Source organism: Bradyrhizobium sp. (genome assembly GCF_047605465.1).
Taxonomy (GTDB): domain Bacteria; phylum Pseudomonadota; class Alphaproteobacteria; order Rhizobiales; family Xanthobacteraceae; genus Bradyrhizobium.
Genome location: NZ_JASGFS010000020.1, coordinates 14,660 through 34,034, shown reverse-complemented (window position 1 = coordinate 34,034; position 19,375 = coordinate 14,660). Strand labels below are relative to the sequence as shown.

Annotated in this window: 17 protein-coding genes; 10 read left to right on the top strand and 7 right to left on the bottom strand. The window is 64.9% G+C overall.

The genetic code is table 11. From position 1 onward, the window contains the following. Window positions 1–222 precede the first annotated feature (222 nt). A complete protein-coding gene (locus tag QM712_RS17435) occupies window positions 223–1,035 on the top strand; it encodes an invasion associated locus B family protein (protein WP_415024358.1) in 813 nt (270 codons plus the stop codon). A 78-nt stretch (window positions 1,036–1,113) separates the two neighbouring features. Here QM712_RS17435 and hspQ read toward each other — a convergent pair whose 3' ends face one another. Beyond that, complete coding sequence (hspQ, locus tag QM712_RS17430) at window positions 1,114–1,446, bottom strand: heat shock protein HspQ (protein WP_024341905.1); 333 nt, start codon at window positions 1,444–1,446, stop codon at window positions 1,114–1,116. 106 nt (window positions 1,447–1,552) lie between these two features. On the opposite strand from hspQ, the gene QM712_RS17425 reads away from it, so the two are divergent. Continuing rightward, on the top strand, window positions 1,553–2,506 hold the full coding sequence (locus tag QM712_RS17425) for an AEC family transporter (protein ID WP_415024357.1): 954 nt from the start codon (window positions 1,553–1,555) through the stop codon (window positions 2,504–2,506). Window positions 2,507–2,515: 9 nt separating this feature from the next. Here the strand turns inward: QM712_RS17425 and QM712_RS17420 are convergent, their stop codons facing one another. Further along, window positions 2,516–3,700, bottom strand: a complete 1,185-nt coding sequence (locus QM712_RS17420; RefSeq protein WP_415024356.1) for a UbiH/UbiF family hydroxylase — start codon at window positions 3,698–3,700, stop codon at window positions 2,516–2,518. A gap of 86 nt (window positions 3,701–3,786) precedes the next feature. On the opposite strand from QM712_RS17420, the gene pcsA reads away from it, so the two are divergent. The 3 genes from pcsA to QM712_RS17405 all read left to right on the top strand — a co-directional run bounded on the left by pcsA (window position 3,787) and on the right by QM712_RS17405 (window position 6,336). Further along, window positions 3,787–4,554, top strand: coding sequence for a phosphatidylcholine synthase (gene pcsA / locus QM712_RS17415; protein ID WP_415024355.1), 768 nt, complete (start codon window positions 3,787–3,789; stop codon window positions 4,552–4,554). Continuing rightward, window positions 4,551–5,285 carry a TerC family protein gene (locus QM712_RS17410; protein ID WP_415024354.1) on the top strand — a complete coding sequence of 245 codons (735 nt, stop codon included), beginning with the start codon at window positions 4,551–4,553 and terminating at the stop codon, window positions 5,283–5,285. The genes pcsA and QM712_RS17410 overlap by 4 nt, the downstream gene beginning before the upstream one ends. Window positions 5,286–5,361: 76 nt before the next feature. Continuing rightward, on the top strand, window positions 5,362–6,336 hold the full coding sequence (locus QM712_RS17405) for a quinone oxidoreductase family protein (RefSeq protein ID WP_415024353.1): 975 nt from the start codon (window positions 5,362–5,364) through the stop codon (window positions 6,334–6,336). A 20-nt stretch (window positions 6,337–6,356) separates the two neighbouring features. On the opposite strand, the gene QM712_RS17400 is transcribed toward QM712_RS17405, so the two are convergent. Next, the gene (locus QM712_RS17400; RefSeq protein ID WP_415024352.1) at window positions 6,357–7,247 is read right to left on the bottom strand and encodes a LysR family transcriptional regulator; all 891 of its coding nucleotides are present in this window, start codon (window positions 7,245–7,247) and stop codon (window positions 6,357–6,359) included. Window positions 7,248–7,419: 172 nt separating this feature from the next. Here QM712_RS17400 and QM712_RS17395 point away from each other — a divergent pair, with 172 nt between their 5' ends. Continuing rightward, complete coding sequence (locus tag QM712_RS17395; RefSeq protein WP_415024351.1) at window positions 7,420–8,637, top strand: MFS transporter; 1,218 nt, start codon at window positions 7,420–7,422, stop codon at window positions 8,635–8,637. An 82-nt stretch (window positions 8,638–8,719) separates the two neighbouring features. On the opposite strand, the gene QM712_RS17390 is transcribed toward QM712_RS17395, so the two are convergent. Together QM712_RS17390 and QM712_RS17385 are read right to left on the bottom strand one after the other, a co-directional pair. After that, window positions 8,720–9,916 carry an acetylornithine transaminase gene (locus QM712_RS17390; protein ID WP_415024350.1) on the bottom strand — a complete coding sequence of 399 codons (1,197 nt, stop codon included), beginning with the start codon at window positions 9,914–9,916 and terminating at the stop codon, window positions 8,720–8,722. A gap of 256 nt (window positions 9,917–10,172) precedes the next feature. Further along, complete coding sequence (locus QM712_RS17385) at window positions 10,173–10,814, bottom strand: hypothetical protein (RefSeq protein ID WP_415024349.1); 642 nt, start codon at window positions 10,812–10,814, stop codon at window positions 10,173–10,175. A 314-nt stretch (window positions 10,815–11,128) separates the two neighbouring features. Here QM712_RS17385 and QM712_RS17380 point away from each other — a divergent pair, with 314 nt between their 5' ends. Further along, complete coding sequence (locus QM712_RS17380) at window positions 11,129–13,159, top strand: hypothetical protein (protein ID WP_415024348.1); 2,031 nt, start codon at window positions 11,129–11,131, stop codon at window positions 13,157–13,159. 102 nt (window positions 13,160–13,261) lie between these two features. Here QM712_RS17380 and QM712_RS17375 read toward each other — a convergent pair whose 3' ends face one another. Beyond that, window positions 13,262–14,410, bottom strand: a complete 1,149-nt coding sequence (locus QM712_RS17375) for a tetratricopeptide repeat protein (RefSeq protein ID WP_415024347.1) — start codon at window positions 14,408–14,410, stop codon at window positions 13,262–13,264. 124 nt (window positions 14,411–14,534) lie between these two features. Here QM712_RS17375 and QM712_RS17370 point away from each other — a divergent pair, with 124 nt between their 5' ends. Beyond that, window positions 14,535–15,476 carry a hypothetical protein gene (locus tag QM712_RS17370; RefSeq protein ID WP_415024346.1) on the top strand — a complete coding sequence of 314 codons (942 nt, stop codon included), beginning with the start codon at window positions 14,535–14,537 and terminating at the stop codon, window positions 15,474–15,476. Window positions 15,477–15,859: 383 nt separating this feature from the next. Here the strand turns inward: QM712_RS17370 and rimO are convergent, their stop codons facing one another. Continuing rightward, the gene (gene rimO, locus QM712_RS17365; RefSeq protein WP_415024345.1) at window positions 15,860–17,185 is read right to left on the bottom strand and encodes a 30S ribosomal protein S12 methylthiotransferase RimO; all 1,326 of its coding nucleotides are present in this window, start codon (window positions 17,183–17,185) and stop codon (window positions 15,860–15,862) included. Window positions 17,186–17,295: 110 nt separating this feature from the next. Between rimO and QM712_RS17360 the strand changes: the two genes are divergently transcribed. Then, window positions 17,296–17,886 carry an ANTAR domain-containing response regulator gene (locus tag QM712_RS17360; protein WP_415024344.1) on the top strand — a complete coding sequence of 197 codons (591 nt, stop codon included), beginning with the start codon at window positions 17,296–17,298 and terminating at the stop codon, window positions 17,884–17,886. After that, window positions 17,883–19,046, top strand: coding sequence for a CmpA/NrtA family ABC transporter substrate-binding protein (locus QM712_RS17355; protein WP_415024343.1), 1,164 nt, complete (start codon window positions 17,883–17,885; stop codon window positions 19,044–19,046). The genes QM712_RS17360 and QM712_RS17355 overlap by 4 nt, the downstream gene beginning before the upstream one ends. Window positions 19,047–19,375 lie beyond the last annotated feature (329 nt).

Sequence of the window (19,375 nt, the reverse complement as noted above, 5' to 3'; positions counted from 1 at the left end):
GAATTTCACCGGGCGCAGGCCCGGGAGCGGTTCAAGACGCGGTCAAAGCCGGTTGTCGGCATTGATCTTTTCGTCGGCCACGCTAAGAAGGCGGGCAATCGCGTAAGAGCGTCGGGCCCGTCACTTATCCGCCTCAATTGACGGGGAGAGAGCCGCGCCAAGCGGCTAGGTTCGGCGCTTCGAGCGGTTCGGGCACTTCCCGTTCAGAAAGGGTTTTCCGCAATGAATTTCCGTTACTTGGCCGCGTCGGTTCGGCCGCGCGGGCGACTTCTCGCCCTGTTGACGGCCACGGCATTGGCCGTTCCGTTCGCCGCTGAAGCGCAGACCCCCGCGCCGGCCCCGGGCGCGCCCAAGGCGGCGCCGAAGGCCGCTCCGAAGGCTGCCCCCAAGGCTCCGGCGGCTGCTCCGGCTCCCCAGGCCCAGCAGGCCCCGGCTCAGGGCGCCCCGGCCCAGCAGGGTGCTCAGCCGGCGGACCAGCAGATCCAGCTGATCTACGCGCCCTGGACCAAGTTCTGCCTCAAGGGCCAGGACGCCAACGCCAAGCAGGTCTGCTTCACCGGCAAGGACGGCCGCATCGAATCGGGCCAGCCGGTCATCGCCGCCGTGATCATCGAGCCGGAAGGCGAGCCGAAGAAGATCCTGCGCGTGACCCTGCCGCTCGGCATGCAGCTGGTGCACGGCACCCGCATCATCGTCGACAACAATCCGCCGCTGCAGAGCCCGTACGTGATCTGCTTCCAGAACGGCTGCATGTCGGACTACGAAGCCACGCCCGAGCTCATCAACAACATGAAGAAGGGCCAGAACCTCGTCGTCCAGGCGATCAACGCCAATGGCGCGCCGCTGACTCTGCCGCTGCCGCTCGCGGGCGAATTCCAGAAGGCCTATGACGGTCCGCCGACCGATCCGAAGGTGTTCGAGGAAACCCAGAAGAAGCTCCAGGAAGAGCTTCAGAAGAAGGCTGACGAGCAGCGCAAGAAGCTCGAGCAGCAGGGTGGTGCCGCGCCCGGCACGCCTCCGACCGCCCAGAAGTAATCGGGCTCTCATCCCGGACATGAAAAAGGCGCTCATCTCGAGCGCCTTTTTTGCTGACCGCTTGTCGGCGGCGAAAAATCAGTTCAGCGACGGATTGCGCGGACGATAGCCGCCGGCCTTGTCCTTCACGAAGATCTCGGCCACCTGCGAATGGCGAACCGGCTCGCCGGAATCGTCCGGCAACAGGTTCTGCTCGGAGACATAGGCGACGTATTCCGATTCCGCGTTCTCCGCGAGCAGATGATAGAACGGCTGGTCCTTGTGGGGCCGCACCTCCTCGGGGATCGACAGCCACCACTCCTCGGTGTTGTTGAATTCCGGATCGATGTCGAAGATCACGCCCCGGAACGAGAAGATCCGGTGACGCACGACCTGTCCGATCTGGAATTTGGCGGTCCGAGCTTTGATCATTCCTCGTCGATAGACCAGGATTGTGGCCGATGCTAGTGCCCTCATTTGGAATTAGCCTGCCGTCAGGGGGTGGATAGCCCCCAAATCTTCAGAAAATACTTCATCAATGGTCGATATCCTCAATCTGGCGCTACCTTATTTTGGCTTGATCTTCGTCGGCTTCGCCTGCGGCAAGATGAAATCGCTGCCGGAATCAGGTCTCGCCTGGATGAACTTCTTCCTGCTCTACGTGTCGCTGCCGGCGCTGCTGTTTGCGATCATGTCCAAGACGCCGTTCTCGGAATTGAACAACCCGCCGTTCCTCGTCGCGACGACATTGTCGACGGTCGCCGCGTTCGCCCTGGCGCTGGTCGTCGGCAAGCTTCTCGGCCGCCTGTCGCTGCGCGAGGCGACACTCGCGGGGCTCTCCGGCGGCTACGGCAATATCGGCTATATGGGGCCGGGTCTGGCGCTGGCCGTGCTCGGCCCGAAGGCGTCGGCGCCGACCGCGCTGATCTTCTGCTGCGACAGCATCTTCCTGTTCACGATCGTGCCGCTGCTGATCGAACTCTCCGACCGCGACCATCCCTCGATCGTGCACGCCTTCGCCGTCGTGCTGAAGCAGATCGTGCTCAATCCGCTGATCATGTCGGCGGCCTTCGGAGCGGCGGTCGCAGCCCTGCATATCGAGATGCCGCTCGCGCTCGATCGCACCATCACGTTCCTCCAGAACGCGGCGGCGCCGACCGCGCTGTTCGTGCTCGGCGTGACGGTCGCGCTCCGCCCGTTCGATCGCGTGCCGTGGGAGGTGCCGGGTGTGGTCGCGGTGAAGCTGCTGATCCACCCGCTCATGGCGTTCGGATTGATGCTGGCGTTCGGCCCGTTCGCGCAGCCCTGGGCGGCCACCGCCGTGCTGATGGCCTCGCTGCCGCCGGCATTGAACGTGTTCGTGATCGCGCGGCAAAACAACGCCTGGATCGAACCCGCGTCGGTCGCGGTGCTGCTCGGCACCTTCGCCTCGGTGGTCACGCTGACCAGCGTGATGTGGGCGATCCAGACCGGCCGGCTGGCGTTTCCCTGATCGTCTGCGCTAGCGCCGCCACGTCGGCGTCAGCCCTTCGCGCATGGCGAAGCGCCGCAGCGGACCGATCGCGCCGAGCAGGTGCATGCCGACCGCGCGCACCGGCTGCAGCGGAAGGAAATCGTTGAGCAGGGAACGGTTGGCGATGTCGATCGCGAAGGTTCGGCTGAGAATGTCCGGCCGCCTGGCCCGGTCGTAGCGCTTGAGCACCTCGGGGGCGCCGGGATCCTTGCCCGCCGCGATGGCCTCGCCGGCGTGCCTAGCGATGTCGGCGGCATCGCGCAGTCCGAGATTGAGGCCCTGGGCGCCGATCGGAGGCACCACATGGGCGGCTTCACCGACCAGCGCGACGCGGTTGCGGCCGAAGGACTGGGGACGCTCGATCGCCAGCGGGAACAGGTTGCGCCCGGGCTCCACCGTCATGCGGCCGAGGATGGAATGCGACTGCTTCTCGATCGCGGCGGACAATTCCGCGTCGTCCAGGCCGCGAAGCCGCTCGGCGTCGGCCGGGGCGGAAACCCAGACGATGCTGGAACGCTCGCCGGGCAGCGGCACGAATACGCAGGGACCATGCGGCGTGTGGAACTCGGTCGAGACGTTCCGGTGCGGCCGCGCATGGCCGACGTTGAAGGTGAGCGCGGTCTGTGACAGTTCGCGCCGCGTCACGGCGATGCCGGACGCCTCCCGGCACAGCGAGTGCCGGCCGTCGGCGCCGACCACGAGCCGGGCCGAGAGGAATGTCGTCGATGCCGTCCGGATCGCGACGTCGTCGGCCTCGATGACGACGCTCTCGGCCTCGTCGTCGAAACGGACGAGGGCGGGCAATTCAGCCGCGCGCTCTTCCAGCGCCAGCATCAACGAACGGTTGTCGATGTTGTAGCCGAAGGCATCCAGCCCGATCTCGTGGCAGGAGAACCGCACTTCCGGCGCGCGGAACAGCCGGCCGGTGTCGTCGACGAGGCGCATGACCTCGAGCGCGGCCGCCTTGTCCCTGCAGCGCGGCCAGACCCCGAGCGTGTCCAGCAGGTCGATGGAGGCGCCGAGCAGCGCCGTGGTGCGATTGTCGGAATAGGGGACGCGCCGTGCCACCAGCGCGGTCCGCGCGCCGGCCTCGGCCAGCGCGATGGCTGCCGCGAGTCCCGCCGGTCCGCCGCCGATGACGGCTGCGTCAAAGACTGTCGATGCGTCTGTCATGGAACGACATTTGACACGCCGCGCGGCAAATTCAAGCCCGCTGATTTTCCCTGTTTTTATGACGAATTGCACCGCCGCGCGCCGCAATGTCGGATGTGCAAACCGGCCTCGTTCTGATAGCAGAAGTCATGGACAGCCAAGAAGATTCCCTGAAGCCCACCCCGGCGATCCGCGCCGCGGCCTTCTCGGTCCATATCTTCACCGCGTTCGGGGCGGCGCTGGCGCTGCTCGCGATGCTGGAGGCCGTGCGCGAGCACTGGGCGGCGATGTTTCAATGGCTGGGCGTCGCGTTGATCATCGACGCGATCGACGGGCCGATCGCCCGCCGGCTCGACGTCAAGAACGTGCAGCCGAACTGGTCGGGCGACGTGCTCGATCTGGTGGTCGATTTCCTCACCTATGTCTTCGTGCCGGCCTATGCGATCGTGGCCAGCGGTCTGCTGTTGCCGGTCGCGGCGCCGCTGCTCGGTGTCGCCATCATCGTCACCAGTGCACTTTATTTCGCCGACCTGCGCATGAAGGCGGACGACAATCATTTCCGCGGATTTCCGGCGTTGTGGAATGCCGCGGCCTTCTACCTGTTCCTGCTGCACTGGCCGCCGCTTCTGTCGACGCTGCTGGTCGCGGCCCTGGTGGTGCTGACCTTCGTGCCGTTCCACGTCCTGCATCCGGTTCGCGTCGTGCGGCTGCGCTGGCTGACGATGTCGCTGATCGTGCTCTGGGGCCTGCTCGGCCTCTACACGCTGGAGATGGATTTCCACGTCGGCACCGCCGTCACCGTCGCGCTGTGTGCGATCGCGCTCTGGATCGCCTTCAGCGACGCCATGATCCGGCTGGCAAGATCCTTCGCATGATGCATCTGGTGACAAGCCCCGAAGCCTGGGCCGCGCTGCTGACCCTGACGGCGCTCGAGATCGTGCTCGGCATCGACAACGTCATCTTCCTGTCGGTGATCGTCTCGCGCATCCCCGAGAAGCAGGCGCACCGCGCCCGCCAGATCGGGCTCGCGCTGGCGCTGATCTTCCGCATCGTCCTGCTCAGCCTGCTGGTCTGGCTGATCGGCCTGACCGCGCCGGTATTCTCGCTGAAGGGATACGATTTCTCGTGGCGCGACCTGATCCTGATCGGCGGCGGACTGTTCCTGATCGCGAAGGCGACGCACGAGATTCACGCCGAGGTCGAGGCCGACGACGGCGCGCACGATCGCGAATCCGGCGGCAACGCCTTCTTCTGGGTCATCGCCCAGATCGTCGTCATCGACATCGTGTTCTCGCTGGACTCGATCATCACCGCGATCGGCATGGCACAGGACATCGAGATCATGATCGCCGCGGTCGTGATCGCGTGCCTGATCATGTACATCTCGTCGGGGCCGGTGGCCCGGTTCGTCGCGGAGCATCCCACCACCAAGATGCTGGCGCTCGCCTTCCTGGTGCTGATCGGCGTCGCGCTGGTCGCGGATGGATTCAAGTTTCACATTCCGCGCGGCTACATCTATTTCGCAATTGCGTTCTCGGCGGCGGTCGAATTCTTCAACGTGCTCGCCAAGCGCAACCGCGGGAAAGCCGGCAAGCCATCCGCTTAGGCCGTTCCAATCTGGGTCGAGTTGACAAGGCGGGTGCGATGTCTTTGGCTGACCCGCGAGAAGAGGAGGTCAGGCGATGACCAAAGCCGTTCGTGTGCACAAGGTCGGAGGCCCCGAGGCCCTGGTCTACGAGAGCGTCGAAGTGCCGGCGCCGGGACCCGGCGAGGTGCGCATCCGCCAGCATGCGGTCGGCTTGAACTTCATCGACGTCTACTACCGCACGGGCCTGTACAAGGCGCCGGGCCTTCCGTTCATCGCGGGCAACGAGGCTGCGGGCGAGATCGTCGCGGTCGGACCCGGCGTCACGAATTTCCATCCCGGTGATCGCGTCGCCTACTATCACAACCTCGGCGCCTATGCTTCCGAGCGCAACATTCCCTGGGAGCGGCTGGTCAAGCTGCCCGACCACATCACCTACGAGCAGGGCGCGGTGCTGATGCTCAAGGGCCTCACGGTCTGGTATCTCCTGCACAAGACCTTCAAGGTCGAGCCGCATCATCGCGTGCTGATCCATGCCGCGGCCGGCGGCATCGGCCTGCTGGCGTGCCAGTGGGCGAGGGCGCTCGGGGCCCATGTCATCGGCACGGTCGGCTCGCGCGCGAAGGCCGAACTCGCCGAAGCCAACGGCTGCGATCACGTCATCCTCTACAACGAGGAGGACTTCGTGGCGCGCGTCAAGCAGATCAGCCGCAACGAGGGCTGCGACGTCGTCTATGACGGCGTCGGCAAGGCTACATTCCCCGGCTCGTTGTCGTGCCTGAAGCCGCGCGGCATGTTCGTCTCGTTCGGCAATGCATCGGGACCGGTGCCGCCGTTCGCGATCGCCGAGCTCAACAATCACGGCTCGCTGTTCGCGACGAGGCCGAAGCTCAATGACTATATCGGCAAGCGTTCGGAACTGCTGGAGGGCGCCGACACCCTGTTCGCCGCCGTCATCAACGGCAAGCTGCACGTGCCGATCAACCATGCCTACGCGCTGAAGGACGCCGCCAAGGCGCATATCGATCTCGAAAGCCGCAACACGACGGGCGCTTCGATTCTGAAGCCGTAAGCGGCCGCGTCGCCGCCGCCTCAACCCGCCCTGAACAGGTTCTCGGACATGAAGTCCACGAAGGCGCGGAGCTTGGGGGAGAGGTGACGGCTGGACGGCCAGAGGATGCGGAAGGTGCCGCTGTGCCTGACCGTATCGTCGAGCACGCTCACCAGTGTGCCCTCGGCAAGCTGGTTGCGTATCGCGAAATCAGGCAGGCAGGCGAGGCCGATCCCCTGTTCGGCAAGATCGATCAGCGGTTCGATGGTGCTGGCGACGGTCGCGGTCCGGATGTCGGCCGGCGCGGGGCCGTCGGTGCCATGCAAGGGCCAGTCCTCGATCTTGCCGGTGCTCGGATAGAGATGGCGCAGACCGCGATGGGTTGAGAGGTCTGCGGGCGTTTCCGGCGTGCCGTGCTCGGCAAGATAGGCCGGCGAGCCGACGAGCTTGTAGCGGAACGTTCCAAGCGTGCGCGTCATCAGCCGGGAGTCGCTGACTTCGCCGGTCCGCACCACGGCATCGAAGCCTTCCTCGATCACGTCCACCACGCGATCGGTGAAGTCGAGATCGAGTTCGATGTCGGGCCATGCCCGCATGAAGGCGCCGAGCGTCGGCATCATCAGCATGCCGACCAGCGGCAGGCTCACCCGCAGCTTGCCGCGTGGCGTGCCCTGCGTTTGCGACAGCTCCAGCTCGGCCGCTTCGATCTCGCAGAAAATGCGACGGCAGCGTTCGAGGAACAGCGCGCCCTCCGGCGTCAGCGTGACGGTGCGCGTCGAGCGGTGGAAGAGGCGGACGCCGAGCCGCTCTTCGAGCCGGGCGACCGCCTTGCTGATCGCCGACGACGAGACGCCGAGTTTTTGCCCTGCGGCGGTGAAACTGCGCGTCTCCGCTGCCTGGATGAAGGCGTTCAGCGAGCCAAAGCGATCCATCAGACCAATTCGATTAGTGACAATTCTGTCAGAAGTGTTCTGAACTATAGCTATATTATCCGCAAACGAAAGCGCGTCTAGCCTTCGGGCAATGCCGCCATCGGCGGAGTGTGCCGGCCTTTCGGGTCGTCGCGTCCGCCGGCGGCTTCCCAGACAAGGTTCAGGCGGATCAATGAACAAGACGACCGGCACTATTGCCCTCAACGACAAGGCGGAGACGTCTTCTGCGAACGATCGACTTCCCCTCGCGGCCCTGCTGGCGCTCGCCATGGCGGCATTCATCACCATTCTGACCGAAGCTCTGCCGGCGGGGCTGCTGCCGCAGATGGCGGCAAGTCTGGAGGTGTCGGAGGCGCTGGTTGGCCAGCTCGTCACCATCTACGCGATCGGCTCGCTCGTCGCCGCCATCCCGTTGACGACCCTCACGCAGGAGTGGCGACGTCGGCCGTTGCTGCTCGTGGCCATTGCCGGATTTGCCATCGTCAACACGGTGACGGCAATCTCGACGAGCTACGCGATCACATTGGTCGCCCGTTTCTGCGCCGGGGTGTTCGCCGGACTGCTTTGGGCGCTGGTCGCGGGTTACGCCGCGCGCATGGTGCCCGCGCATTTGAAGGGTCGCGCGATTGCGGTCGCCATGGCAGGGACGCCGGTCGCGCTCTCGCTCGGCATCCCGTCCGGCACCTTCCTCGGGACGGCCTTCGGCTGGCGCGTCGCCTTCGGTCTCATGAGCGTGCTGACCGTCATCCTCGTCCTTTGGGTGCTGGCTCGCGTGCCTGACTATCCGGGACAGGCGCGCGGGAAGGGCTTCGCGCTACGGCTGGTGTTCACCCTGCCGGGTGTGCGCCCGGTCCTGTTCGTGACGCTCGCTTATGTGCTCGCCCACAACATTCTCTACACCTACATCGCGCCGTTTCTCGTGGCGGCCGGCATTGCGGAACAGATCGACCTCGTGCTGCTGGTCTTCGGCGTCGCGGCGCTGCCGGGCATCTGGATCGTCGGCGTGCTGATCGACCGATGGCTTCGCGAACTGGTGCTGGCGAGCGCGATTCTGTTCGGCCTTTCCGCGCTGGCGCTCGGCATCGCCGGTACGGTGCCGGCCGTCGTCTATGTGTCTGTCGCCCTGTGGGGACTGGCTTTCGGCGGCGTGGCCACGCTCTTTCAGACCGCGTCCGCGAGGACGGCGGGGGAGGCGACCGACGTGGCCCAATCCATGATCGTCACGGTGTGGAACGTCGCCATCGCGGGAGGCGGTATCCTCGGCGGCATTCTCCTCAAGTCGTTCGGCGTGTCCGCCTTTCCGTGGAGCGTGCTGGTGCTGCTTCTTGCCGCGCTCGCTGTCGCATGGGCTGCTCGCGCACATGGCTTCGCATCGGCTTGCCGTCCGTGACCCGGTCGATCACGTATGACCGATCCGGAATTCTGGATGGCTGGAGCAAACCCGGCCATCCAGAACAGCGTGGAGCGGTGTCCTATGCGACGCGCCTTGCCGCGCCCGCTTTCGTCAAGATACCGTCGAGACAATCGATCATCTCGGCGATCTCGGCTCGCGTGACGTCGAGTGCCGGCATGAAACGCAACGTATCGACCTGCGGTGCGTTCAGGAGCACGCCGGCCTCGAAGGCCTGCGCGACGATCCCGGGAGCGATCGGCAGCCGGAGGTCGAGCGCCAGCAACAGGCCGCGTCCCCGTACGCCGCCGAGGCCATGCCGGGCCGAGACCTTCTGCAATTCGCTTTCGAGCAGCAGGCCGGCGCCGGTGACCGCTTTCAGGAAGTCGGGCTTGCCGACCTGCTCCAGCACCGCAAGCCCGGCCGCGCACATGATCGGGTTGCCGTTGAACGTGCCGCCCTGGTCTCCATGCTCGAAGCAGGATGCGCGGTCGGTCGCGAGCAGCGCCGCGAGCGGCACGCCGCCGCCGATGCCCTTGCCGAGTGTCATGATGTCGGGCGCGATACCGGTGTGCTCGTAGTGAAACAGTTTTCCGGTCCGCCCCATGCCGGTCTGGATCTCGTCGAAGATCAGGAGCAGGCCGTGCGCCTTGGTGAGCGCGCGCAACTCTCTCAGGAACCGATCGGTTGCGGGCCACACGCCCGACTCGCCCTGGATCGGCTCGAGCATGACGGCGACGGTGTTGTCGTTGATGAGCTTCTCGACCGAGGCGATGTCATTGAGCTTCGCTTTCTTGAAGCCGGCGACCTTCGGTTCGAACAGCGGCTCGAACGCCTTCTTGCCCGAGGCCGACATGGTCGCCAGCGTGCGGCCGTGAAAGCCGCCTTCGAAGCTGATGATCTCGAATGCGCCGCCCTTGTGCAGGCTGCCGTATTTGCGCGCGAGCTTGATCGCGCCCTCGTTGGCTTCGGCACCGGAATTGGCGAAGAAGACCTGGTCGAACGCGCTGTTTGCAACGAGCGCCTGCGCCAGCTTGAGGCTCGGCTCGTTGTAGAAGGCCGGGCTCGGCGTCAGCAGCCGCTTGGCCTGTGCGGCAAGTGCGTCGGCGATCGCGGGCGGGGAGTGGCCGAGGCAGTTCACGGCCCAGCCCTGCACGAAGTCCAGATAGCGCTTACGCCTGTCGTCCCAGAGGTATGAACCGGCGCCACGGACGAACACGGCCTTGGGCCGTGCAGTGATGTCCATCAGCGCGTCATACGGATGGGTGGCGGTGGTCATGTCGAACTCCTCTGGGGGCGGGTGGAAAAGGCGCGCGAAAAGCAGAAAGGCCGCACTTTGCGGGTGCGGCCTTCTCGAAAACTCTGCTGAATTCAGGTGATCAGCGGTGTCGTCGGACATGGCGCAACCCATCATCGTCGCGGGTGCGACGACGGAAAGCTGCGCGGCGGTGGGTCCGAGAGTTGATCATGGGTCGCGTCCCTACAGCCGAAGGGCAGGCCTTGTCAAGCGGGTCCACAGCCCGGGCGTAGAATCGTCAGGTCAGATGCGCGGCCTCTTCGGCGTCATCCTCGCCCCAATCGGCATCCGCGATCGCGGTGTCGATGAGTTCGCCGCGCATCAGCTTGAGCGGCGATTTCCAGTACAGCACGATGTTGTGTAAGGGATCGGTCAGCACCTTGAACACCCAGACCAGCCCGGTCGTGATGTCGCGCGTGGCGAAGAGCTGGAGCATGCGCGCGAGGCCCGCGCCGATGCCGATCGCGAGCCAGAGCGCGCCGACATGGCGGACGAAGTCGAGGCGCGAGGCGGGAGGATCGAACAGGCCGAACAATGTCGGCACTGCGCAGAGCACCAGCGGCGCGCTGCCCCAGAACAGCAGCAGGACGATCTTGCGCGTCTGGTTGTAGCCAACCTTCACGGCTTCCTTGTAGTCGTTGCTGACGTCGTTGACGGCGTCGTATCCGTTCGGCTCGAAGAAGAAATGTCCGGTCTGCCGCGTCAGCATCGCGAGCCAGCCGACGATGCCGGCGAGCGCGGGATCCCTGAACAGGAGCGCATAGCAGCCGAGGAAGATCACGGCGCTGATCAAGTGCAGCGTCTGGTTGACGGTGCTCTGATGGTAGAAGCGATAGTCGTCGAAGCGCTGCGTGCGCAGCATGTCCGAGAGGCGGCTCATCTTCAGTCCTCGCTCGCGTTGAAATGCGCGGGGAGAGTTAGGACGAGTCGGTGACCTCTGCGTGAATGCACTATAGTGTCACATTGAATCGCGTGGTACCGCGACGCCGGCGGTGAACTCGTCCTTGAAGATTTGTTTCCGCTGATGGCGATCTCGCGCGGAATGCTTCCGGGATCGATCGGATCGTCATCGCACGGCGGGAGCGGTACGGCGGAGTGGCGGGCGTGGTTGTGCGTGGACGAAAATTGCAGTTTTGCGGGAAGGGTGCCTAAGTCGTGTCTTCGCGGTCGGTTTGGTTTTCCGGGACGGGTCTCTTGCGCAATCTACTCGGATCGTTTCGTCGCGAGCCGTCGACCGATCCGAGCTTCGTCCAGATGCTCCTGCTCGCGCTCGTCGCGTTGCTGGTGGTGGGATTCGGTCTCTATCGCCTCGCACCCGCGCCTGCGATCAATGCTGCCGAAATCGCGAAGATGCTTGCTCATGCCGGATTTTTCGCCCCGGAACCGGCCGAGCGCTTGGCGTATGTCGGCTTGACGATCGCAGCGCCCGTCATCGTCGCGCTTGCGATCTGGATCGGCCGCCGCATCAGGCCTCTGCCGATCTCCGATACCTGGCTGGGCATCGCGTTGATCATCGCCGCGCTGGTGGCGAGCACGCCGCGGGACGAATTTCAGAGGCCGCTCGTGTCCAGCATTCTCCTGGTGCCGTTCTGGGTCTCGGCGGTGGTTTTGGGTGCTTCGCTTCTTGCGCTGAGGCGGAGGTGGACCATCAGGGCTCAGCGCATCGCAACGCTTGCGTTGTGCGGCTTCGCGACCGTGATCAGCCTGGCCTGGCGCATCCAGGGCGCCGATACGCTGAGCGATGCGTCCGGGCATTTTGACGCGTTCTTCTACTCGGTCGTGCAGATCGGCTACGGCGGAACATGCCTGGTCGATGTACTGCCCCAATACGGTTGCTACGGAGAATTCCTGGCACCGCTGTTCCGCCTCGTCGGGCTCTCGGTCCTCGCCGACTCGATCATCATGGCGATCATGGTCGCGTTCAGCCTGTGCGCGACCATCCTGTTCGCACGGTCGCTGATCCGCAATCCGGTCGTTCTGACCGCTGTCGCTCTGTGGATCGTCATCGTCCAGAACAGGGTGTTGTGGACCTGGATTCCGCCGGACGAATATTTCCAGTACTGGCCGCTGCGGACGATCCTGCCTGCGCTGAGCTTTCTCGCGGTGCTGTGGTGGCAGCGCGGAGGCTCGTCCCTGAAGGCGTTCACGATCGGCGCCGTTGCGGGGCTGGGGATCTGGTGGAATCTCGACACCGGCGCGGTCGTTCTGATCGCGCTGTTCGGCTTCCTGCTGCTGAACGGGGCGTCGGGCTCCAATTTCACGAAACGCCGCGTGGCCGCCAACATCGCCGCCTGTGCGTGGTTCGTCGGCGGCGCGCTCGCCGCGATGCTGGCATTTTACGGCTGGCTTTGCCTGAAGTCCGGCCAGGTCGTCGACGTCGCGCAATACGTGGTCTTCCAGGATCTGTTCGTCGGCCTCGGCTTCGCGATGATGCCGATGCCGCGATTTCCGGCGGCGTGGGCAGCGGCCATCGCGCTTCTGGTAGTGGTGTTCCTCCAGTTCGGCCTGCGGATCGGCCGCGGTCCGTTTTCGCTGCGGACCGAGCGTGCGGTCTACCTCGCGGTGCTCGCGATCGGATTGTTCAGCTATTTCGTCGGCCGGTCGCACCCGGTCGTTTTCATCCACGTGACCTGGCCGTTCATTCTGCTCGCGGGCTATCTGGTCGATGCTCACGGCGTTTCGGGCGGGGCGCGCACCGGCCGGCCCGTTCGGGCGTTGCTCGCGGCACTCGTGACGGGAGCGCTCGTCGCCGGCGTTGCGGATCTCTGGGCGGGGATGCCGAGCGTTGCGGAACTCGCCTCGACCCATCTGCAGGCTGAACTCGGGCACGATGATGCCGGCGACATGGCGAGGAAGCTTCGGTTCGTGAGAGAAACGGTCACGCCCGGCGCTCCCTCGGTTGCCGTGCTGGCGACAAACCAGGGCGCGCTGCTCATCGCTGCGGGACGCAAATCCGCGCTGCCGGGGACGGGCCTGCAGGAGACGATCCGCAAGCAGGATGCGGAACGTCAGATCGACGCTCTGGTCGGGGCAGGCGGGCCGCGTGACTTGTTTGTGGGACGCGAGCTCTTGGCGGGTGACCGCCAGACCTGGGGATCGAGCCCCTGGGTCAAGAACGCCTTGCCGCGGATCGAACAGGTCTATGACAGGGACCAGTCGAATACGGACAAGGAATTGATCCATTTCACGCGGATGACGGAAGCATCCCGAGGGGCAGACAAGTAGCAGACCTAGCCGTCGTCGCCGAAAACTCCGTGATCATCCGTTTGGTCGGCTGGGATTTCCGATCATGCAGCCGGCTGCGATGGCATCACGCGCCGGCATGCCCTACGGAACGTCCGACGAGGCGAACGCCCCGGCGATATCGGGATTGATGGCCCTGGCCGCCGCGATATCGCGCGCGGCGCCTTCCTCGTCGCCCTTCTTCCGCTTCGCGAGCCCGCGACCGTAGAGCGCGTTGTCGAACCCGGGCCTTGCGCTGAGCGCGGCATCGTAATCCGCGATCGCAGCATCGACCTTGCCGAGTCGAAGCAGGACGAAGCCCCGGGTGTCCAGCATGTCTGGCTCATTCGGTTTCATCCGCAGCGACTGGTCGCAATCGGCCAGCGCTTCCGGCAATTGACGAAGAATGGCGTGCGTCACGCAGCGCGCATAGAACACGCCGGCAGAATTCGGATTGACCTTGATCGAACGGTCGTAGTCCTCCAGCGCGTGCGCATAGTCTCGCGCGCTGAAATACATCTCGCCGCGCGCATAGGCATCCCCGGCATTGTTCGGATTGATGTCGAGCGATCTGGTGAAATCGGCCAGGGCGCGGTCGCGGTCGCCCTTGTCGCGGAAGAGGCGCGCGCGGTTGCCGTAGGCTCCGGCGTTGGTCGAATCGAGCTTTATCGCCATGTCGAGATCGGCGAACGCGCGATCGGGTTCGTGATGCCGGGCATAGGCGGTGCCGCGGTTGAAATAGCACAGCGCAAGCTTCGAATCGATCTTGATGGCCTGATCGAAATCGGCGATCGCGTGCTCGTAGTCGTCGTTCTCGAACAGCGATTTGCCGCGGTTGCACCAGTAGTTCGCGTTGTCGGGTTTCAGCTCGATCGCGTGCGTGTAGTCGGCGATGGCGTGGTCGCGGTCGCCGAGATCGGAATAGACGAGCCCGCGACTGAACCAGACACCGGAATTGTCTGGCGCGAGCGCGATGGCGCCATCGAGGTCGGTCCGCGCCTGCCGCGTATCACCCTTGCGCCGATAGGACCTGCCGCGATTGGCGAGCGCGGCGGCATTCGATGGATCCGTCTGCAGCAGAGCGGTGCAGCCCGCGATGCGCTGGTCGTCGTTGATCGCGCTGGAACCGAAGCACCATTGACGCGCCTGATCAGGTGATGGAGATTGCGCGGCAGCGAGGCGCGCGAACAGAATCAATACGGTGCCTATCGCGCAAAGTCCGACCCGGATACCAATCTTGTGATTGTATTTCATTTGATTGCGGTCCAGAAACCAACAAGCCTCTAGCGCGTTTGTGATCGCAGGACGCGAATTGGTTCGAACCAACGGATCGACGGTTCAGACCAAGAAGGGCGCGACCAAAAAGATAGTTCAAGCCTTGCCCGATACGCCTTATCCCATCGACCTCGACAGCATTCGCGGCGCGTTCCCGCCGGGCATCGAGGCGCCGTCGCTGCTCATGGATTTTGCCGGCTGGCTGGAGGGGCGTCCCTGGGGCAGCGTCGGCTGTTTCTCCCTGCAGGGCCAGTTCTCCGATCATGCGCCGATCGTCGACGGCAGTCCGTTGCGGGACCGGTTTTCGCTGTTCATGCGGCTGCCGGACGGCTCGGCCGTCGGCGGCTGGTACGGCGAGGGCCTCGACCGCGACAATCCGCCGATCGTCGGCCTGGGGTCGGAAGGCGACTACGAGTTGCTGGCCCCGACCCTCGACGGGCTGCTCGCGAAATTGACCTCGCAGCAGTTCGACAAGGCCTGGAGCGATCTGTTGCCGGACGACGAGGTCGAGTGCCAGACGGTCGAACTGGCGCAATGGCTCGCCCGCCGCCCGCCCGGCGAGGCCGTCTCGTGCGAGGACGGCTCATTCGAGCCGCCTGACTTCCGCGGCTTCGTGGAAAAGTGGAGTCGGGATCGTGAGGACTATTGGGCCAATCACCGGCTGATGGCCGAGCTCGGCTGGCGGCTGGCTGCGCATCTGCCCAAGGGCAAGAATGCATGGGACAAGACCCGGTTCGAGGTCGCGATCGTCGGTGCGCAGTATGAAGCGCGCATCCTCACGCGCGGGCCGCAGCCGTTCGAGGAGGCGGCGTCGATCGAGTCCCTGCTGCGCGACCTGCGCCATGAGATGCGCCGCGCCCGACCCGAGCTTGGCCTGTGGTATGCGATGAGTTTCGGCCTCTATGCCGACGGCCGCGTCATGCCGCGATTCGAATACGACGCGCGTCCGACCATCGGCGGTGAGCCCGCAAGTCTGTCGGAAGCGCAGGCCGATCTCGCCCGCGCGCCGCGGCCCGAACGCTGGGTGCCGAAATGGCTGGTGTGAGGCGGCGATAAACCCGGCGACACGTTCGCTTCCTGTCCGGCTTGCGAGCGGGCTGGCGCGGATGAAGAGCTTGGCTGGAAGCCCGCCTGTGGCCATCCTTCGAGACGCCCGCCCGAAGGCGGGCCCTCAGGATGAGGTCTCGTTTCGTGGCGAGCTGTCAAACACTCGTCCCTAGGCTGGGTACCAAGCCCTCATGCGAGGCAGGATATCAAACCCTCACGTGAGGCGAGATATCAAATCCTCATGGTGAGGAGCCCGTCTCTGGCGGGCGTCTCGAATCGTGCAGGCCCGGCACATCTCGGCAATCCAAACCGCCATATGAGAGAGCCCGGCCCGCAAGCGAAAGCCTGCCGCCGCATCGATCGCAGCAGACCGTCGGTCCGTCAGAATCCCGCGACGCTGCCGTGCAGATCGTATTGGTCGGCGCGCTCGATCTTCGCCGTGACGATCTCGCCGACGCGCAGGGGACGGCGGCTGGAAAGATAGACCGCGCCGTCGATCTCCGGCGCATCGGCCTTGGAGCGGCCCTTGGCGACTGTCGGGCCGACCTCATCGATGATGATCTGCTGGCGGGTGCCGACCTTGCGCTTCAGCCGTCGCGCGGAGATCTTCTGCTGGCGCGCCATCAGTGCGTTGTAGCGCTCCTGCTTGATCTCGTCGGGTACCGGATTTTCGATCGCGTTCGACGTTGCGCCCGCGACCGGCTCGTATTTGAAGCAGCCGAGGCGGTCGATCTCGGCTTCATCCAGCCAGTCGAGCAGATAGGCGAAGTCGGCGTCGGTCTCGCCGGGGAAGCCGACGATGAAGGTCGAGCGAAGTGCGAGATCGGGACACTCCTCTCGCCAGCGCTTGATCCGCGCCAGCGTCTTGTCCTGCGCCGCAGGACGCTTCATCGCCCGCAGCACGTCGGGACTCGCATGCTGGAAGGGGATGTCGAGATAGGGCAGCACCTTGCCCTCGTTCATCAGCGCGATGACTTCGTCGACATGCGGGTAGGGGTAGACATATTGCAGACGGACCCACGCGCCAAGTTCGCCGAGCTCGCGTGCGAGGTCGAGGAATCTGGCGCGGACCTGGCGATCCTTCCACGGGCTCTCGGCATATTTCAGATCGACGCCGTAGGCCGAGGTGTCCTGCGAGATCACTAGCAGTTCCTTGACGCCGGCGCCGACGAGACGCTCGGCCTCGCGCAGCACGTCATTGGCTGGACGCGAAACCAGATCGCCGCGCAGCTTCGGGATGATGCAGAAGGTGCAGCGGTTGTTGCAGCCCTCCGAGATCTTCAGATAGGCGTAGTGGCGCGGTGTCAGCTTGATGCCCTGCGGCGGCACCAGGTCGAGATGCGGATTGTGCGCGGGCGGCAGTGCGCGATGCACGGCGTCCAGCACGCTCTCATATTGCTGCGGACCCGTAATGGAGAGCACGCCGGGATAGGCTTCTTCGATCTGCTCCGGTTCCGCGCCCATGCAGCCGGTCACGATCACCTTGCCGTTCTCGGCCATGGCTTCGCCGATCGCCGAGAGCGATTCTTGCTTGGCGCTGTCGAGGAAGCCGCAGGTGTTGACGATGACGATGTCCGCCCCGTCATGCTTGCGGGCGAGCTCGTAGCCCTCCGCGCGCAGGCGCGTGATGATACGCTCGGAATCCACCAATGCCTTGGGACACCCGAGCGACACGAAGCTGACCTTGGGCGCAGCCGTCTGATCCATATCTGATCTGCCTGATTGACAGGCCTCAGCTAGTCCCAATTGCCCATAATTACAACCCTTTGCATCGCCTTCCGGCGTGGTAAGGATGAATCGCCGGTGGTGAGTGAGCTATGAGCGCCGAACAGTCGCCCAAAATCGTGATTGTCGACGAAAGCCCGATCCGGGCCGCGATCCTCGAGGAAGGGTTGCGGGAGGCCGGATTTACGCAGGTCGTCCATATCCGCGAGATGCAGAGCCTGCTCGCCCGCATTTATGCGGTCGATCCCGACGTCATCCTGATCGATCTGGAGAACCCGAGCCGCGACGTGCTGGAGCAGATGTTCCAGGTCAGCCGGGCGGTGCGGCGGCCGATCGCGATGTTCGTCGACCAGAGCGATTCAGCCTCGATCCAGGCCTCGGTCGAGGCGGGGGTGTCGGCCTACATCGTCGACGGGCTGAAGAAGGAGCGCATCAAGCCGATCCTGGACCTCTGCGTGTCGCGCTTCAACGCCTTCGCCAAGCTCCAGGAGGAGCTGGAGCGGACCAAGTCGCAGCTCGAGGATCGCAAGATCATCGAGAAGGCCAAGGGAATCCTGATGAAGGTGAAGAGCCTCACCGAGGACGAGGCCTACGTGCTGCTGCGCTCCACCGCGATGCGCGAGAAGAAGAAAATCGGTGAGATCGCGCAGTCGATCATCACCGCGTCGGAGATGCTGAAATGACCGCTCCGCTCCGCATCGGGTTCATCCCGCTGGTCGATGCCGCCGCGCTGATCGTCGCCGTCGACAAGGGCTTTGCCGCCGCCGAGGGGCTCGAGGTCGAACTGGTGCGCGAGGTGTCCTGGTCCAACGTCCGCGACAAGCTCAATATCGGCTTGTTCGACGCGGCGCATCTGCTCGCGCCCGTGGCGATCGCGTCCTCGCTCGGGCTCGGCCACGTCAAGGTGCCGATCGTCGCGCCCTTCAATCTCGGCATCAACGGCAACGCGATCACGGTCTCGCCGGCGCTTCATGCCGCGTTGATGGAGGACATCGAGGGAGATCGCTTCGATCCGCTCGTCACGGCAAAGGCGCTGGCGAAGGTGGTCGCCAAGCGACGGAAGTCAGGTGCCGAACCGCTGACCTTCGGCATGACCTTTCCGTTCTCGACCCACAATTATCAATTGCGGTTCTGGATGGCGGCCGCCGGCGTCGATCCGGACGAGGACGTGCGCCTGGTGGTTCTGCCGCCGCCCTACATGGTCGACAGCCTCAAGAGCGGCCACGTCGATGCTTTCTGCGTCGGCGCGCCCTGGAATTCGGTCGCCGTCGATCTGGGCATCGGGTACATCCTGCACTTCGTCTCCGACATCCTGGAGCGCGCGGCGGAGAAGGTGCTGGCGGTGCGCCAGGTCTGGGCCGACAAACACCCGGACGTCGTTGCCGCACTCGTGCGCGCCGCGGTGAAGGCCGCCGATTTCATCGAGGATCCCGCCAACCTGACCGAGGCGGCGCAGATCCTCGCGCGGCCGGAGCGGATCGGTGTCGATCCCGAAGTGATCCAGCGCTCGCTCACCGGACGGCTGAAGATCGCGCCTGATGGCACGGTCCGCGAAAGCGGTCGCTACCTCCTGGTCGGACGCGAGGGAGCAGGGCGCCCGGATCCGGTGCAGGCCGCCTGGCTCTACGCGCAGATGGTGCGCTGGGGGCAGGCGCGGCTGACGCCGAACGGCGTCGACACGGCCATGAGCGTGTTCAGGCCCGATCTCTACGATGCGGCTCTCGGCCACGCGCAGGCTCCGCAAGCCCCCGCTGCGTTTGGTGCCTTTGCTGGCCCGGCCTTCGATCCCGCCGACATCCGGGCGCACCTCGAAGCCTTCGAGGTCGGTCGCTGGAGGGACTGACCCGTTGCTGCTCTGATTTCGGGCAGGCGAGGCCATCGTCTAAATTTTGAGCCGGATGCTCGAAATTCGTGAGCGGGCAACGCCCCGCGATTCCAGCGGCATCTACCAATCATCTGAAATCGTTTGAGTTTTCATTTCGGTTCAGCTGGCACGCAACTTGTATGCTGCAGTGCGGCCAGCTTGTCACAGGTGCCTGCTGAGCCGAGTCCCGCAGCAACGAAGCTGATCGGACCGTTGGGCGACAGAGCAGGCTTCCGAGCCAGCCGAGTTCCTTGCGGGTCGCCCCAATCTGTCGACGCCACCAGCGTGGCCGCAGGAGCTTCGTGACC

Excerpts from the sequence above, each read along its gene's own strand:
- pcsA (WP_415024355.1), top strand. The coding sequence starts at position 3,787 with ATGTCGGATGTGCAAACCGGCCTCGTTCTGATAGCAGAAGTCATGGAC.
- QM712_RS17390 (WP_415024350.1), bottom strand. The coding sequence starts at position 9,916 with ATGACCACCGCCACCCATCCGTATGACGCGCTGATGGACATCACTGCA.
- QM712_RS17425 (WP_415024357.1), top strand. The coding sequence starts at position 1,553 with ATGGTCGATATCCTCAATCTGGCGCTACCTTATTTTGGCTTGATCTTC.
- QM712_RS17360 (WP_415024344.1), top strand. The coding sequence starts at position 17,296 with ATGAGCGCCGAACAGTCGCCCAAAATCGTGATTGTCGACGAAAGCCCG.
- QM712_RS17400 (WP_415024352.1), bottom strand. The coding sequence starts at position 7,247 with ATGGATCGCTTTGGCTCGCTGAACGCCTTCATCCAGGCAGCGGAGACG.
- QM712_RS17405 (WP_415024353.1), top strand. The coding sequence starts at position 5,362 with ATGACCAAAGCCGTTCGTGTGCACAAGGTCGGAGGCCCCGAGGCCCTG.
- QM712_RS17385 (WP_415024349.1), bottom strand. The coding sequence starts at position 10,814 with ATGAGCCGCCTCTCGGACATGCTGCGCACGCAGCGCTTCGACGACTAT.
- hspQ (WP_024341905.1), bottom strand. The coding sequence starts at position 1,446 with ATGATCAAAGCTCGGACCGCCAAATTCCAGATCGGACAGGTCGTGCGT.
- QM712_RS17435 (WP_415024358.1), top strand. The coding sequence starts at position 223 with ATGAATTTCCGTTACTTGGCCGCGTCGGTTCGGCCGCGCGGGCGACTT.
- QM712_RS17355 (WP_415024343.1), top strand. The coding sequence starts at position 17,883 with ATGACCGCTCCGCTCCGCATCGGGTTCATCCCGCTGGTCGATGCCGCC.
- QM712_RS17375 (WP_415024347.1), bottom strand. The coding sequence starts at position 14,410 with ATGAAATACAATCACAAGATTGGTATCCGGGTCGGACTTTGCGCGATA.
- QM712_RS17410 (WP_415024354.1), top strand. The coding sequence starts at position 4,551 with ATGATGCATCTGGTGACAAGCCCCGAAGCCTGGGCCGCGCTGCTGACC.
- rimO (WP_415024345.1), bottom strand. The coding sequence starts at position 17,185 with ATGGATCAGACGGCTGCGCCCAAGGTCAGCTTCGTGTCGCTCGGGTGT.
- QM712_RS17420 (WP_415024356.1), bottom strand. The coding sequence starts at position 3,700 with ATGACAGACGCATCGACAGTCTTTGACGCAGCCGTCATCGGCGGCGGA.
- QM712_RS17395 (WP_415024351.1), top strand. The coding sequence starts at position 7,420 with ATGAACAAGACGACCGGCACTATTGCCCTCAACGACAAGGCGGAGACG.